At 63.6% G+C, this 14,583-nt stretch carries 16 protein-coding genes; 1 reads left to right on the plus strand and 15 read right to left on the minus strand.

The window, feature by feature from the left end; translation table 11 throughout:
• Positions 1 to 68: 68 nt before the first annotated feature.
• From F618_RS0106375 to F618_RS0106385, 3 genes are all read right to left on the minus strand, one after another.
• Entirely contained in the window at positions 69 to 695 is a 627-nt protein-coding gene (locus F618_RS0106375) for a 2OG-Fe(II) oxygenase (RefSeq protein WP_019568082.1), read from the minus strand.
• A gap of 378 nt (positions 696 to 1,073) precedes the next feature.
• Positions 1,074 to 1,910 (minus strand): DMT family transporter, encoded by an 837-nt coding sequence (locus tag F618_RS0106380; protein ID WP_019563695.1) that lies wholly within the window; start codon positions 1,908 to 1,910, stop codon positions 1,074 to 1,076.
• A gap of 281 nt (positions 1,911 to 2,191) precedes the next feature.
• Entirely contained in the window at positions 2,192 to 3,541 is a 1,350-nt protein-coding gene (locus F618_RS0106385) for an ABC transporter substrate-binding protein (RefSeq protein ID WP_019568083.1), read from the minus strand.
• A gap of 442 nt (positions 3,542 to 3,983) precedes the next feature.
• On the opposite strand from F618_RS0106385, the gene F618_RS0106390 reads away from it, so the two are divergent.
• Positions 3,984 to 4,739: a GntR family transcriptional regulator gene (locus F618_RS0106390; RefSeq protein WP_019568084.1), complete on the plus strand. Its 756-nt coding sequence runs from the start codon at positions 3,984 to 3,986 to the stop codon at positions 4,737 to 4,739.
• Between the two features lie 44 nt (positions 4,740 to 4,783).
• Here the strand turns inward: F618_RS0106390 and F618_RS0106395 are convergent, their stop codons facing one another.
• The 12 genes from F618_RS0106395 to F618_RS0106450 form a co-directional block, all read right to left on the minus strand.
• Positions 4,784 to 5,761: an electron transfer flavoprotein subunit alpha/FixB family protein gene (locus tag F618_RS0106395; RefSeq protein ID WP_019568085.1), complete on the minus strand. Its 978-nt coding sequence runs from the start codon at positions 5,759 to 5,761 to the stop codon at positions 4,784 to 4,786.
• Position 5,762: 1 nt separating this feature from the next.
• The gene (locus F618_RS0106400) at positions 5,763 to 6,512 is read right to left on the minus strand and encodes an electron transfer flavoprotein subunit beta/FixA family protein (RefSeq protein ID WP_019568086.1); all 750 of its coding nucleotides are present in this window, start codon (positions 6,510 to 6,512) and stop codon (positions 5,763 to 5,765) included.
• A 50-nt stretch (positions 6,513 to 6,562) separates the two neighbouring features.
• On the minus strand, positions 6,563 to 8,197 hold the full coding sequence (locus tag F618_RS0106405) for an electron transfer flavoprotein-ubiquinone oxidoreductase (protein ID WP_019568087.1): 1,635 nt from the start codon (positions 8,195 to 8,197) through the stop codon (positions 6,563 to 6,565).
• A 31-nt stretch (positions 8,198 to 8,228) separates the two neighbouring features.
• Complete coding sequence (locus F618_RS0106410; RefSeq protein WP_026331175.1) at positions 8,229 to 9,005, minus strand: ferredoxin--NADP reductase; 777 nt, start codon at positions 9,003 to 9,005, stop codon at positions 8,229 to 8,231.
• Between the two features lie 5 nt (positions 9,006 to 9,010).
• Entirely contained in the window at positions 9,011 to 9,358 is a 348-nt protein-coding gene (locus F618_RS0106415; RefSeq protein ID WP_019568089.1) for a gamma-butyrobetaine hydroxylase-like domain-containing protein, read from the minus strand.
• Entirely contained in the window at positions 9,358 to 9,582 is a 225-nt protein-coding gene (locus F618_RS0106420; protein ID WP_026331176.1) for a hypothetical protein, read from the minus strand. The genes F618_RS0106415 and F618_RS0106420 overlap by 1 nt, the downstream gene beginning before the upstream one ends.
• 6 nt (positions 9,583 to 9,588) lie before the next feature.
• On the minus strand, positions 9,589 to 9,912 hold the full coding sequence (gene fdxA / locus F618_RS0106425; protein WP_019568091.1) for a ferredoxin FdxA: 324 nt from the start codon (positions 9,910 to 9,912) through the stop codon (positions 9,589 to 9,591).
• A 49-nt stretch (positions 9,913 to 9,961) separates the two neighbouring features.
• A complete protein-coding gene (locus tag F618_RS0106430) occupies positions 9,962 to 10,921 on the minus strand; it encodes a HEAT repeat domain-containing protein (protein WP_019568092.1) in 960 nt (319 codons plus the stop codon).
• An 11-nt stretch (positions 10,922 to 10,932) separates the two neighbouring features.
• Entirely contained in the window at positions 10,933 to 11,166 is a 234-nt protein-coding gene (locus tag F618_RS0106435) for a ferredoxin family protein (RefSeq protein ID WP_019568093.1), read from the minus strand.
• 12 nt (positions 11,167 to 11,178) lie between these two features.
• Complete coding sequence (locus F618_RS0106440; protein ID WP_019568094.1) at positions 11,179 to 12,924, minus strand: fumarate reductase/succinate dehydrogenase flavoprotein subunit; 1,746 nt, start codon at positions 12,922 to 12,924, stop codon at positions 11,179 to 11,181.
• Positions 12,921 to 13,712, minus strand: a complete 792-nt coding sequence (locus tag F618_RS0106445; RefSeq protein ID WP_019568095.1) for a GntR family transcriptional regulator — start codon at positions 13,710 to 13,712, stop codon at positions 12,921 to 12,923. Before F618_RS0106445 ends, F618_RS0106440 begins: the two co-directional genes overlap by 4 nt.
• Before the next feature lie 62 nt (positions 13,713 to 13,774).
• Entirely contained in the window at positions 13,775 to 14,557 is a 783-nt protein-coding gene (locus F618_RS0106450) for an ABC transporter ATP-binding protein (RefSeq protein WP_026331178.1), read from the minus strand.
• Positions 14,558 to 14,583: the final 26 nt, after the last annotated feature.

The raw sequence follows: 14,583 nt of genomic DNA on the forward strand, positions 1-14,583 counted from the left end.
ATTTCGGCGAGAACTCGGCAGGCGTCGGCCCGCCGCCCAGGTGCCCCCCCCTCAGGCAACCAGGACCGTCAGAAGCGGTCGAGGCTGGCGAGGGGCCCCGAGAGATCGCGGATGCGCATCCAGGAGGCGATGCTGGCGCGCCAGCGGCGGGTAGGCAGGACGGCATGGGGTACGGTCTGACTGAGGAACATCACCAGCGTCCCCGCGCGTGGCTGGATGCGGCGGATCTCGCGCCCTTCGCTGTCATAGATTGCGAGTTGGCCGCCGTCGCGTTCGCGCCAGTGACGGTTCAGGTAGAACACCAAGGACAGGCGGCGGCAATTGCCGGCCTGGAAGGCGTCCACGTGCCGGGCGTAGTGCGTGCCAGGCGGATAGAGGGCGAAGTGGGACTCGGTCTCGAACAAACCCGGAATCAGCGCCCGGCTCGCCTGCAAACGAATCTCGTCGAGGCGCGCCATGAACGCCTGCTGCGCGGGACTCGCGCCATCCAGCCAGTGAATCCAGTCGCCGCGGGTCGCCCGGTCCCGATGGCGTTCGCCCGCGCGGCCGATCCGCGCCTGCGCCAGTTGCGCCGCATCACGCAGCGCATAGACCTCCTCTCGCAACGAATCCACATACATGGGCTCGATGAAATTCGGCCACAAAAACGCCTGGTCACGCTCCAGGGTCTCCAACCAGTCGGTCAGTTGGAACACAGACGAAAGCGGACCGTGAGACAAATCTGCAGGGGTCTCGAAAAAAACCTGCCGACCAAGGCCGGTAACCGACATATTCACGGGCGCTGATACCTTTCAAAGAGGCCGGCCTGTGGGGACCGGCCGACATTACTATTCTAACTCAGCGGAAAAGCGGCATAGCTTGGAGCCAAAACATCCCCGCGCTCAAAAAACGCACGGCAAAGTGGAGACCTGACAGGCACCAAATACCCCATGCAAGCGACGAAGCCGGCGGCTACAGGGTCAAAACAGGCAGCAAGAGCCTGGACCGATGTGGCGGGCTGCGGCGCCAAAGATGCGGGGGCGTTAATCAGCGCCTCTCTCATGGTCCGATGATCGGGGTCCACCGCACAGCTTTCATTTGCTCGGTTTTACCATCACCAGCGCAATGCCACCAAGGACGGCAATGCCGGCCAGTACTAGCCGTGGAGTCAACGGTTCAGCCAGCAGCCCGACTCCGGCGATGGCGGTTAGAACAGGCACGTTCAGTTGGGCGACCGCAGCCGTCGAGGTCCGGATGTACTTGAGCGCGGCGTACCAGACCGCGTATCCCAGACCGGAGGCCAGAGCACCCGATGCAACGGCCAGCAGCACACCCGGAAGATCCAGCGTGGCGCTTGGAATATAAGCCATCGCCACGATCAATGTCGGCAAGCTAGCCAGCATGAAGTTCGACGCCGTAACCCGGGTGGGATCACCGCCAACTTTTGCCCGGAGCGTGTAGACCCCCCAAGCGACGCCAGCGGTAATCATCAGTGCGGCAGGAATCGGTGGCGGGGTCGAGAGTCCAGGCGACAGCAACCAGATGAGTCCGGCTAGCGCGAGGGCAAAGCCAGTCCATTGGCGAGACGTCAATCGTTCGCCTGTCGCCAGATACCAACTGACCATGGTCACCTGGACCGCGCCGAACAGCAGCAGCGCTCCGGTCGCCGCCGTCAGGGAAATGTAGGCGAACGAGAACCCGATGGCGTACACGAAGAGCGCGAGCGCTGACCCCCAACTGCCCCGCCCTTCTGGAAGGGCCGGCTGGGCCCGAACGATCAGCCACAGCATGATCGCTCCGGAGACAATCCGGATCGCGGTAAAGCTGACCGGATCAATGGAAGTCGAGGTGAACGCGGCACGCGTCAGGATGGAATTGGCGGCGAACGCAATGAGCGCCACTGACATCAGCGTTACTAAGCGAACCGGCATCGGCGTCGGATTCCTTCTATCTGACAGGAGGATGCGATGCATCCACACCCCGAGGGAGGCGGCGATGGCCGAGCAACCCGAGCGGTTGCGTTACGAGCAGGGCATGGTGCCGAAAATCGCACCGCGAGTTCAGTGGGGCACAGAGGCTGGATTGCCCCATCAGCTTCACCGTTGCGAATGCGACCAGCTGGCTCTGTGCCAGGCAAAAAGCCATGGCCGATTGAGTCGGCCATGGCTTCCTCAGACAAGCGAGTCGGATAACCCGCTAAATGGATAGAACCCTAGTAACGAAGGGCGGCCAGCTCGACAGTGGTACCACCGTTCTCGCTGGCATATTCCTCGGCGTCACCGGCCCGCATGAACGCGACGTAGTCGTCCTCGGTTTCCACGAACGACGCGACGTGGCCGAACAGCTTGAGGCCCGTGCCGTGGTCGTAGACATACGTCGCACGAACCTCGTCGGAACCTGATTCCTCAACCTCTTCGACCGCGGCCAGCATCTCGCCAATGGAGTCATACTTGATAATGCCTTCTTCGGCGAACCAGACCTCGGCCGGCGGAAGTCCGGGCGCGCCCGGTTCGGATCGGGTGATCTTGCCCAGCTGCTCCTCGTAGTCCTTGGCTTGAGCCTCGTAGACGGCTCGCACGAAGCTATCGTCCACCCAGCGGTCAAAGTCCAGTTCAGGGACCGAACGCTCCCGCTGCAGCGTCGCATGGTGATACTTCAGCGCGTCCACCCACTCGGGTTTCAGGGTCGGATCGACCGAGGTAATGCCGCCCTCACTGAAGTACAGGTACAGGACCTCTTTCTCGATCGTGGTCCACTCTTCCAGCTTGGTCGCCGCCCGCATGGGGTCTTCCATGATCCAGTCCTGCGCCTCCATCGTGGCTGCAATGTACGCCTCAACCACACGCGGATGCTCTTCCGCGAAGTCGTCACGGACCACGGTCCCATGGAACGTCGGCTGGCCGACTTCACTACCGTCGAAGACCTTACGGCCAAACCCGCGATACTCCATCACCTCGGACCACGGGGTGAAGTTCGAATGAGCATCGATGTTACCCGTGCGGATATTCGCTACCCCGACCGGTGGCCCCTGGTCGCGAAGCTGGATGTCATCCAGGATACCGGCCTGGCTCAGCGCATCCAGGGTCATACCCCAGGCGGCACTGCCGAACGGTGTCGAAAGCTGCTTGCCGGCGAGATCCGACAGACTCTGCGCAGGGGAATCGACAGGAACCACAATGCCATTACCCGTACCGCGGGCGTTGTACCCAGTCATGGCAACGAACAGGGACTCGGCACGACCGGTATTCTGGAAGGTCGCGCCGTTCACGATTAGCGGGTAGTCGCCCATGACCCCGAACTCGAGCTGCCCGGCGATCATTCGGTTGGTAATCGGCGGACCGGAGTCGAAGTCGGCGTACTGGACGACAAAATCGACATCTTCGTATCTGCCATCGGTTGGCAAATGCTCCTCGAATAGACGCAGGCGTTCGATGACGACCCCGCCCGATACCGTATTGGTAACCTGGCTTTGGTGTCCGACCCGGATTTGAACCGTTTCGGCCACCGCGGCCCCCGAAAAGGCTGCGATTCCCACCGCAGCAACAAGTGGCTTCCAACGCATAGTTCTTCTCCCTTCGTAGAGTGTCCGCCCAGGGGCGAATGCAACGCTTGTATGGCCGGTGGATCCCGGCATGGAGATCACTCTTCCTGTACTGACAGGCCATGACTGATCTACAAGGGATGCAGCAGATTCCGTGCCGGATCCCCCACGGAGAAGAATAAACTCCTATCACTCTGATTTTATTTGCCAAATCCTCTTCAACCGGGCGGCCGATGGTTCGCCCACCCACCCGCACCCCGCCCCAAGCTGGGGAATACCTGCGCCATCGGGGTGCCGCCTCCCGGTCGACCGGCCGCACCCGCATGACAAGTAGGACAGCCCTGCTCGCCGCCGCTTCGAGGGCCGCACGAGGGGATGGACTGCGTGAGCACTCGGCTACCCGGGACAGTCCACGCATGACACGATATGATGAGTTCATCCGACCACGAGCGAGACTCGCCCCATGGAACACAACAGCCCGGACCGAAAAACCCTCCAGGAATCGCCGCAACCACTCTACGTACAGATCAAGGAAACCCTGCGCCAGCAGATCCTTGATGGCACTTATCAGCCGCACCAGAAACTGCCTTCGGAAAGCGAATTCACGCGCCGGTTCGGGGTGAGCCGCATCACCATTCGGCAAGCGCTGCGCGACCTGCACAACGAGGGACTCATCTTCAGCTCGCAGGGCAAGGGCAGTTTTGTCAGCAAGCCGAAGGCGGTACAGAACGTCCGCCGCCTGGAGGGATTCGGCGAGGCCATGGCCGCGCAGGGCTACGAAGCAACAGCCCGGGTCGTATCGATCGAGGAGATCGTGCCGCCCAAGAATGTGCGTGAAGCGCTCGACCTATCCGGCACACAGGCCGGCTCAGTGGTCGAAGTGAAGCGGGTGCGCTATCTGAATCGGGTGCCGGTCTCCCTGGAGATCAGCTATTTCCCTCTGGGCGTCGGACGTCCACTGTTCAACCAGGACCTTTCCGGCGACATCTTCCCGCTGCTGGAAAACCTTTCGGGCATCCCGCTGGGAGCCGCCAACATCAGTATCGACGCCGGGCTTGCAAGCGACGAGGTACAGGAACAACTGGGGCTGTCAGGATCCGACCCGGTACTGCAGGTAGAGCGCCTGACGCACGACCGAGCCGGGCGCCCCATCGACTTCGAGTTCCTGTTCTTCGTTGGCGACTCGTTCAAATACCGCTTCGAGATCGATCGCTCGTAAGCACCCGCGGAGTGCGCAATCGTACGCCCCGGCAGGGCGCGCAATCAGGCCTCGACGAGTTCGGAATCCGGCTCGCTCCGAAGCACTCGGATCTTCTCCCGAAGCTCGGGCAGGATCTCGAACAGATCTCCCACCAGCCCATAATCGGCGACGCCGAAAATCGGCGCGTCCGGGTCCTTGTTGATCGCGACGATCACCCTGGAATCCGTCATCCCGGCAAGATGCTGGATGGCCCCCGAGATACCCACCGCGATGTACAACGCCGGCGCAACCACCTTGCCGGTCTGTCCGACCTGGCAATCGTTGGGCGCATAGCCCGCATCCACGGCGGCGCGCGAGGCCCCCACCGCCGCGTTCAGATCCGCCGCCAGATCCTCCAGCAGACGAAAGTTGTCGGCGCTGCCGAACGCCCGGCCGCCAGAAACCACGACGCCTGCGGACTCCAGCTGAGGCTTGTCCGAAGCGTCCACATGCAATCCCGCCTCGCGCGACTGCCCCTTGGGCTCGCCCACATCGACCCGTTCAACCGGCGCCCCGCCACCCGCCAGCACCTCGCTGGAGAACGCGGTTGGACGGATGGTCAGCAGTTTGCGCGGCTCCAGAACACGCAAGGTCTCGTTCGCGTTGCCCGCATAGATCGGATGCACGAAGGTCTCCGCGCCCTGAATCGCCGTCACATCCGACACCATCTGGGTATCGACCAACGCAGCGACCCGAGGGAGCAGGTTCTTACCGAACGTCGTTGCGGGTACCAGCACATGGGTGTACCCGTCCACATGCGCCGCCACCAGATCCGCCAGATCCTCGGCAAGACCACCGGACAAGTGCGCCGCCTCGGCCACTAGCACCCGGCGGACATCGGCCATCGAGGCAAGGCTCTCGGCCACCGCCTCCACTGCCACACCGGCCACCAGGATGTCGATGGTGCCGCGCAGTTCGCGGGCCGCCGTCAGGGTGGACAGCGTACTTGCGGCAATCGTGTCTGCAGTGGTCTCGGCCACAACCAGTATCGTGTTGGTCATCTCAGATCACTCCCGCTTCGTTACGTAGCTTGTCCAGCAGTTCATCCACATCGGCGACCCGCACACCGGCCTCGCGCGGGACAGGCTCGCTCACCTGGATCCGTTCCACCCGTGGGCGCATATCGACCCCCAGCGCATCCGGGGTACAGTCCTCGATCGGACGCTTCTTCGCCTTCATCATCGCTGGAAGTTTCACGAAGCGCGGCTCATTGAGGCGCAAGTCCGCGGTCACCACCGCAGGCAATTCCAGCTCCAAAATCTGCTGGCCGCCATCAATCTCGCGAGCCACCCGCGCCCGGCCGTCCTCGATTGTTAGCTCCGAGGCGAAAGTGCCCTGGGGCCAGCCCAGCAGCGCCGCGGTCATCTGCCCGGTCTGGTTGGCGTCATCGTCAATGGCCTGCTTGCCGAGCAGCACCAGATCCACCCGTTCCCGACGCGCAACCGCTGCCAGTAACGCGGCCACATTCAGGGGCTGCGGCGGCTGTTCCACATCGATCCGGATCGCGCGATCCGCACCCATCGCGAGGGCGCTGCGCAGGACCTCGTTGCTCGCCTCATCGCCCGCCGTGACCGCGATCAATTCGCTGCAGGTCCCCGCCTCCTTCATGCGTACCGCCTCTTCCAGGGCGATCTCATCGAAGGGGTTCGTCGACATCCGCACGTTCTCGGTCTCGACCCCGGTGCCATCGGCCTTCACTCGGATGTTCACGTTGTAGTCGATGACCCGCTTTACACCCACCAATACCTTCATTGCTCGTCCTCCCGGTTGCCGTGTTCTCCGGCACAAAGTCCTACCGCGCCTTACATCTCGGAATAGATCGGGCCCTCGCCGCCTTGCGGTACCTGCCACTGGATGTTCTGGGTGGGGTCCTTGATGTCGCAGGTCTTGCAGTGCACGCAGTTCGCGGCGTTGATCTGCAGACGGGGTGCGGTGTCGTCGCCAACAATCTCGTACACCCCGGCCGGGCAATAGCGTGTCTCGGGCGCCCCGAACTCGGGCAGATTCACCTGGACCGGAATGTCCGGATCCCGCAGGCGCAAATGGCAAGGCTGATCCTCGTCATGGTTCGTGTTCGACAGGTGCACCGACGACAGCAACGGGAAGGTGAGCACCCCGTCGGGCGCGGGATACTCGATGGGTTGGGCATCGGCCTGCCGCTGCAATTGTTCGTGGTCGGCGTGCTGGGGAAATGTCCAGGGCGCGCGCCCCCCGAACAGGTACGTATCCGCCGCCGCATAGGCCAGCCCACCCCAAAGCCCCCAACGGGCAAAGGCGGGGCGGACGTTGCGCACGGCCTTGAGCTCTCCCCAGACCCAGGAACCGGCCAGCGCCTGATCCACGCCCGTGGCGACTGCCGGGTCGGTGCCCGTCACCCACTGTTCGATCACCGCATCAGCCGCCAGCATCCCGGACTTCATTGCGGTGTGGGTTCCCTTGATCCGCGCCACATTCAGGAGTCCAGCCGCGTCGCCCACCAGCATCCCGCCGGGGAACTCCAGCTTCGGGCAGGACTGCACTCCGCCCTCGACGAGCGCCCGCGCCCCATACGAGAGGCGGCGCCCGCCCTCCAGGTGACGGCGAATCTCGGGATGGGTCTTGAACCGCTGCATCTCCTGGTAGGGCGAAAGATTGGGATTGGAATAGTCCAGCCCGATCACGAACCCCACCGACACCCGGCGCTCTCCAAAGTGGTACACGAATCCACCGCCATAGGTTCGCGAATCCAGGGGCCAGCCCACCGTATGGACCACGCTGCCCGGACGATGCACGGACTCGTCCACCTCCCAGACCTCCTTGATGCCGAGCCCGTAGGTCTGCGGGTCCGCATCCTTGTCGAGTTGGTAAGCCGCAATCACCTGCTGGCTGAGGGAGCCGCGGCAGCCCTCGGCCAGCAGCGTGCGCCCCGCCACAATCTCCACACCGGGCTCGTGCTGCGGCCCGGGCGTGCCGTCGGGCTGCAAGCCGATGTCGGCGGTCGCGACCCCGCGTACGGCCCCCGCTTCGTCATACAGGACCTCGGCCGCCGCGAAACCCGGGTAGATATCAACCCCCAGGGCCTCCGCCTGCTCGCCCAGCCAGCGACACAGGCTGCCCAGCGAACCCACGTAGTTGCCTTCGTTTCGCAGCAGGCGCGGCGTGGGCAGACGCAGCGCCCCGTGCTCGCGCAGCAACAGGAAATGATCGTCGCGTGCCGGGGTCTGCAATGGCGCATTGCGTTCGCGCCAGTCCGGGATCAACTCGTCCAGTGCCCGCGGATCGATGACCGCGCCGGAGAGGATATGAGCCCCGACCTCGGGGCCCTTTTCCAGCACGCAGACGGAGAGATCATCGCCTCCCTGCTCCTGCGCCCGCTGGCGCAGACGGATCGCCGCCGCCAGTCCAGCCGGACCCGCGCCCACGATGACGACATCCACCTCGATCTGCTCGCGCTCCATCCCGTTCTCCCGATTGGTCGACATCGACGGTTTACTGCTCGACAAAGGCCCGCTCGATTACATACTCGCCCGGCACGCCGGTCTTCGGCGAAGCGGTAAAGCCCATCTGGTCCAACATGTTGGAGAGATCTTCGAGCATGGCCGGACTGCCACAGATCATCGCGCGATCGTGTTCGGGATCGAGGCGCGGAAGATCCAGGTCATCCGTCAGCTTGCCGCTCTCGACCAGGTCGGTAATCCGGCCCTGACGGACGAAATCCTCGCGCGTGACGGTCGGGTAGTAGAGCAGCTGCTCCTGGGCCAACTCGCCGAGGTATTCGTGGTTCGGGAGTTCCTCGGTGAGATATTCGTGGTAGGCCAGCTCGCTCTTGTAACGCACGCCATGGACCAGAATGACCTTCTCGAAACGCTCATAGGTCTCCGGGTCGCGAATAATGCTCATGTAGGGCGCAAGGCCCGTTCCAGTGCCAAACAGGTACAGGTTCTTGCCCGGCAGGAGATCGTGGATGACCAACGTCCCGGTGGCCTTCCGGCTGACCAGGAGCGCATCCCCCTCGTTGATGTGCTGCAGGCGCGAGGTCAGCGGACCATCCGGTACCTTGATGCTCAGAAACTCCAGATACTCCTCGTGATTCGGACTCACGATGCTGTAGGCACGCAACAGGGGCTTGCCCTCCACCTCGAGTCCGATCATCACGAAATGGCCGTTCTCGAACCGCAGACCGGGGTCACGGGTAGTGGTGAAACTGAACAACGTGTCATTCCAGTGGTGCACGCTCAGTACTTCTTGCGGATCACAGGCTGCCATGGGGGTTACCTCCCGGATTCAAGTTGGGTTGTCCTGCCGTCATTCATTCGATTCGGCGACGCCTGGGCGCTCAGCTCCCACAGGTAGCGCCACGGAAAGACGCCCTGCTCGTGGCCATCGGAGAACACGAAACGCACACCGCTGACCCCGAATGGGGCAATGTCGACCACGCTCACCTGCGTGGCGTCCGTAACCGGCTGGTCGCTGCGCCGCGCCAGGGTGCAATGGGCGCAGCGACAGGCCAGCCGCAATGCCTCGAAACGCTTGCAGGTGACCTCGCCGGAGGGCCAGTGAAACTGCACCTCGCCGGCCTCGCGCTGGAGGCGGATCTCCGTCGGGGGTTGTATCTTCATCAGGCGATCTCCCTGGCGGTCGACGGGCCGTCATCCACGGGGCAGGTTCGGGCCAGTTCCGCAAGCACCGCTTCCTCGATCACCAGGGTGCTCGATGGAGGGCAGACCAGCGCACTCTCGGCCTCATCCACCGGCCGCGCGCCCAGCAACATGGCGACAGCGGTCAACCATGCGGCGGCAAAAGCCCCACGCATGACCCATCCTGTAATGACAAGATTGGGCATAACGAATCAGCGCTCCAACTCGGCCAACTTGCCCGAGCGCTCAATCCAGGCCTCGGCGTCCGGCAGCGGGTCCTTGCTGGAGCTGATCACCGGCCACAGCCCCGCGAGTTCGGCATTCAGCCCCAGCAGGTACTGCTGGTCATCGCTGAGATCGCCTTCCGCCTGGATGGCCTCGGGCGGACACTCCGGAACACACAGGTCACAGTCGATGCATTCCCCGGGGTTGATCACCAGCATGTTGGGCCCCTCGTGGAAGCAGTCCGCAGGACATACCTCGACACAATCGGTGTACTTGCAGCGGATACAGTTCTCGTTCACTACGTAGGTCACGTTCGCCTCCGTTCGGCTACTTGTCGCAATCGGTAAAGCACGCGGCGAATCAGCTCGCCACGCGCAGCTTCGACTGGGCCCACAGGGCGGTCTTGCGCACATCCGGGTCCGGGTCATCCAGCGCGCTTTCAACGTACGCCCGCGCCTTCGCATCACCGATCTCGCCCAGGGCACCCACGGCGGCCTTGCGCAGATTCGACACGGGGTCATCGGTGCACACGCCGACCGCCTCCACCGCATGCGGATCGCCAAGAGTGCCCAGGGCCTCGACCGCCTTTTCCCGCACTTGCCAGAAGGCGTCACGGGTCCCCTCGATCAGACGCTGCAGCGCCGCCTTGAGACGCAACTTGCCGATCATCGATGCGGCCTCGGCACGCACCTGCCAGTTCTCGTCCTGAAGCGCCGACAAGAGGGCTTCACTGATCGAGTCCGGGTCCCCATAGGAAAGGGCGCTCACGGCCACTCGCCGCACATCCGGATCCGCATCCTCGCGCGCACGCTCGATCAGGACTGGAAGATTGGCGGGGGAACGCAGCCAACCGAGGACGGAAACCGCCTCCCGGCGGACGCCCGAGTGAGTGTGCTGAAGCATCGCGAGCGCGGGTTCACTGCTTTCGGCCAGGCGCATCGGCTTGAGCGCGCCCAGCACCCCGGTGATCACGAAGGGGTCCTCACTACCCTGCAATGCATCGAGCAGCGGCCGGGCCGCATCTGTGTCCTTGAGATCCGCCAGGGCATGGGCGGCGGCATTGCGCACCGCTTCGTCGCTGTCGCTGAGTGCCGCGAGCAGGGCATCCGCAATATCGGCGGATTCGAACTCGTCGACCACCTTCGCCGCCTCGCGCCGGACCGCGGGGTCCGGGTCTTTCAGGGCCTGCGTCAGCAGATCGGCGGCCTCGGGCTCGGCCACATCCACCAGGGCCAGGACCGCTACTCGGCGCGTCTCCACATCCTCCGAGGTGAGCTTTTCTGCAATGTCCTGCAGTTCGGGATCGTCGTATTGGGTCATCGTCTTCACCTTTAGCTCAGCAGATACGGGATGTTCACGGTCACCGCATCGGTGGGGCAGTCCTTCTCGCAAGGCATGCAGTACCAGCACTCGTCGTAGTGCATGTGCGCCTTTCCGGTCACCTCGTCGATCATCAGGACATCCAGCGGGCAGACGTCGATGCAAACGCGGCAACCCTTGTCGGCGATGCATTTCTCTTCATCGACCACCACCGGGACGGTGGTCTTGTGGTTGGCTACAGGCATTTCGTTTCCCCTTTATTCGGCGGCGACTTCGTCGGCGTGTTCGATCCGCATGGACTGGTAGGCCGACAGCTCGTCGTCGTCCAGCGAGATGATGTAGGGGTCCACCGGACGCGTGCCGGTGGACATGGTCCCGTCCTCGCCCTTGAACAGACGGCTGTGACAGAACCAGTTGGCGTCGTCGCGCTCGGGGTAGTCGATGGAGTAGTGATACAGGCCCCAACGCGATTCCTTGCGCCCGAGCGACGCGCGCGCCGCCATCTCGGCGCAGTCGACAATGGAGTGCACCTCCAGGGCCCGTAGCAGTTCGTGGGGATCGCGTGCCTGGAGCTTGCCGAGATCCTCGCGTACCTGGAGGATCCGGCTGAGGCCGATCTCCATCTTCTTGGTGACCTTGGGCGGCTGCAGGTAGTCGTTCACCAGGCGGCGAACCTTGTATTCCATCTGCTCGGGCGGAATGCCGTCCTCGGTTTTCAGCGGCGCCATGACACGCTCCAGCTCCGCGGCGATCAGTGAGTCATCCAGCGGCGCTTCGCTCCATTCCCCCACATACCGAGTCGCGTTCTCGCCGCAGATCTGGCCGTAGACGAATGCGCCCAGCATATAGCTGTGCGGTACCGAGCCCATGTCACCTGCGGCGTACAACCCCGGCACGGTGGTCTCTCCGCGTTCGTTGATCCAGACCCCGGAGGCGGAGTGTCCGCTGCAGAAGCCGACCTCGGAGATGTGCATCTCCAGCATGTGCTCGCGATAGTTGGTGCCGCGCCCGGCGTGGAAGCGTTCGCGCGAGGGGCGCTCATTGGTGTGCAGGACCGTCTCGATCTCCTGGATGGTTTCCTCGGCCAGGTGATCGACCTTCAGATACACCGGGCCCTTGCCCCCCTCCAGTTCGCGGTAAAACTCGAGCATCATCTGGCCCGACCAGTAATCGCACTCGATGAAACGCTCACCGTGCGCGTTCGCCGTGTAGCCACCCAGCGGGCCGGTCACGTAGGCACAGGCCGGACCGTTGTAGTCCTTCAGCAACGGGTTGATCTGGAAACACTCCAGGTTCGCCAGGTCGGCCCCGGCGTGATACGCCATCGCGTGACCGTCGCCCACGTTGGTGGGGTTTTCGTAGGTACCGTAGAGATATCCGGAGGTGGGCAGCCCCAGGCGTCCCGCGGCACCGGTGGCCATGATCACCGCCTTGGCGCGAATCAGCAGCGGTTCCGAGGTGCGGGTGTTGACGGCAAACGCCCCGGCAATCTTGCCGTCACGGTCCTTCAGCAGGCGCGTTGCCTGGTAGCGGTTTTCCACCTTGACCCGGTTGCGGCGCAGACGGCGGTACAGGATCTTCTTGACGTTGTGGCCCTCGGGCATGGGCAGCACATAGCTCCCCATGTGATGGACCTTCTTCACGTCGTAGTCGCCGGTCTCGTCCTTCTGGAAATGCACGCCCCACGCGTCCAGCTTCTGGATCATGTCGTAGGAACGCTCGGCGTAGGCCATCACGGCCTTTTGGTCGACGATCCCGTCATTGGCCGTGGTGATCTCCTTGACGTACTGCTCGGGGGTCGCTCGGCCCGGGATGATGGCGTTGTTCAGGCCGTCCATCCCCATGGAGATCGCGCCGGAACGCTTCACGTTGGCCTTTTCCAGCAACATGACGTCCAGGTCCGGGTTCTCCTCCTTGACCGTCACTGCTGCCAGGGGCCCCCCGGTCCCACCACCAATCACCAGGACGTCCATCTCGACTGTTTTGATTTCGCTGACTTTCATAGGTACTCCTCGTTGGGATCCGTGCGGAACTTGCAGTTGAACGTGTCTTCGCGAAACGACAGGCATTCCACGTCAAATGGACGGCCGGACCGATCCATAAAGACACGCGTGAGTTTCAGGATGGACGCCCGTACGGGCAGCGCGAGCGCCGCGCCTACAGCCGGCTCCGGGTGGCACGCCTCGATCTCGATGCGGGCCCCTCGGACACCGATTCCCAGTCGGTTCTTGAGAACCGTCAGGGTGTCCATGTCGAGGTCACGGCTGAATATTCGCCGCCCGATGGCGAGGGGCAGAAAGCTCTCGCTGACCATGACCGGCTGCGAGCGCAGGTGCTGCACCTGGCGTATCGCGGTGACCCGGTCGCCGGGTTTCAACCGGAGCTCCCGCGCGACCATGGGTGATGGCACGGTCTCGCTGAGGGAAAGCAGCCGTACATCGGCCTCGCCGATCTGGCTGGTCACCGTCTCGCCGAAGGCCTCCATGCGCCGCAGCTCCTGGCTTACCCGCGGTCGGGCGACAAAATTGCCCCGCCCCTGCGCTGTCACCACCAGGCCTTCGGCGCGCAACTCCTGCAGGGCTCGACGCACGGTGATCCGACTCACCCCGAAGGCCTCGATCAGTTCCTTCTCGGTTGCCAGCCGCTCGTGCGGCGCACGCACCCCCTGCAGGATCTCGCGCCGCAGGCTGTCCCGGACCCAGCCGTACAGCGGCTCGGCCCTCGCGGCCCGGATCGTGGGCCGCGGCGGGACGGAACCTGTAGACCCTTGTTGGCGGTAGTAATAATGCATATGTACTAACCTATCATGACAAGTTATGTTGAGCAATCCGCAGGCGGGCCGGCCGCAGCGGGCTAGACCGCCTGCCCCTGCTGCTCGAACGCCCGTGTAGTCTCGGCGCGGATCAGGTCCAGGCACTGTTTCTTCAACTCGACGAAACGGGGCTCGGTCACGAGCCCGTGCGTACGCGGATGCGGGAGATCGACCCGGATGTCTTCGATCAGACGCCCCGGGCTCGCACTCATCACGATGATGCGATCGGCCAGAAAAACCGCCTCTTCGATGTCATGCGTCACGAAGACGATGGTGGTGTGAAACTCCTGGCGCAGATCCACCAGGTTCTGCTGCATCATCGAACGGGTCTGCGCATCCAGGGCGCCGAAAGGCTCGTCCATCAACAGCACGTCTGGGTAGTTCGCCAGCGCACGCGCGATACCGACACGCTGCTGCATGCCACCGGAGAGCTGCGCGGGATAGTGATTGCCGTAGGCCGACAAACCGACCATCCCGAGGAAGGTGCGCGCGATACTGTCCGATTCGGTCACCGAGTGGCCAGCCATGCGCGGGCCAAACGCCACGTTCTTGCGCACGCTCTTCCACGGAAACAGCGAATGTTGCTGGAACACCATCCCGCGCTCGGGACCGGGACCGTTCACCCGTTTGCCGTCGACCTCCACATGCCCGGACGTTGGCGCGACGAACCCGGCCACCGCATTCATCAGCGTCGATTTGCCACAACCCGAAGGACCCAGCAGGCAGATGAACTCGCCCGGCTCGACCTGCAGATTGGCTCCATCGACCGCCACGTTTCGGCGACCATTGGTGTTGAATTCGATGGAGACATCCGAGATGCGGATCCGGCCCACCTCTGGGCGAGTCCCCG

Origin of the sequence: Thioalkalivibrio sp. ALMg13-2 (genome assembly GCF_000381185.1) — a bacterium.
Classification (GTDB): Bacteria; Pseudomonadota; Gammaproteobacteria; order Ectothiorhodospirales; family Ectothiorhodospiraceae; genus Thioalkalivibrio; species Thioalkalivibrio versutus.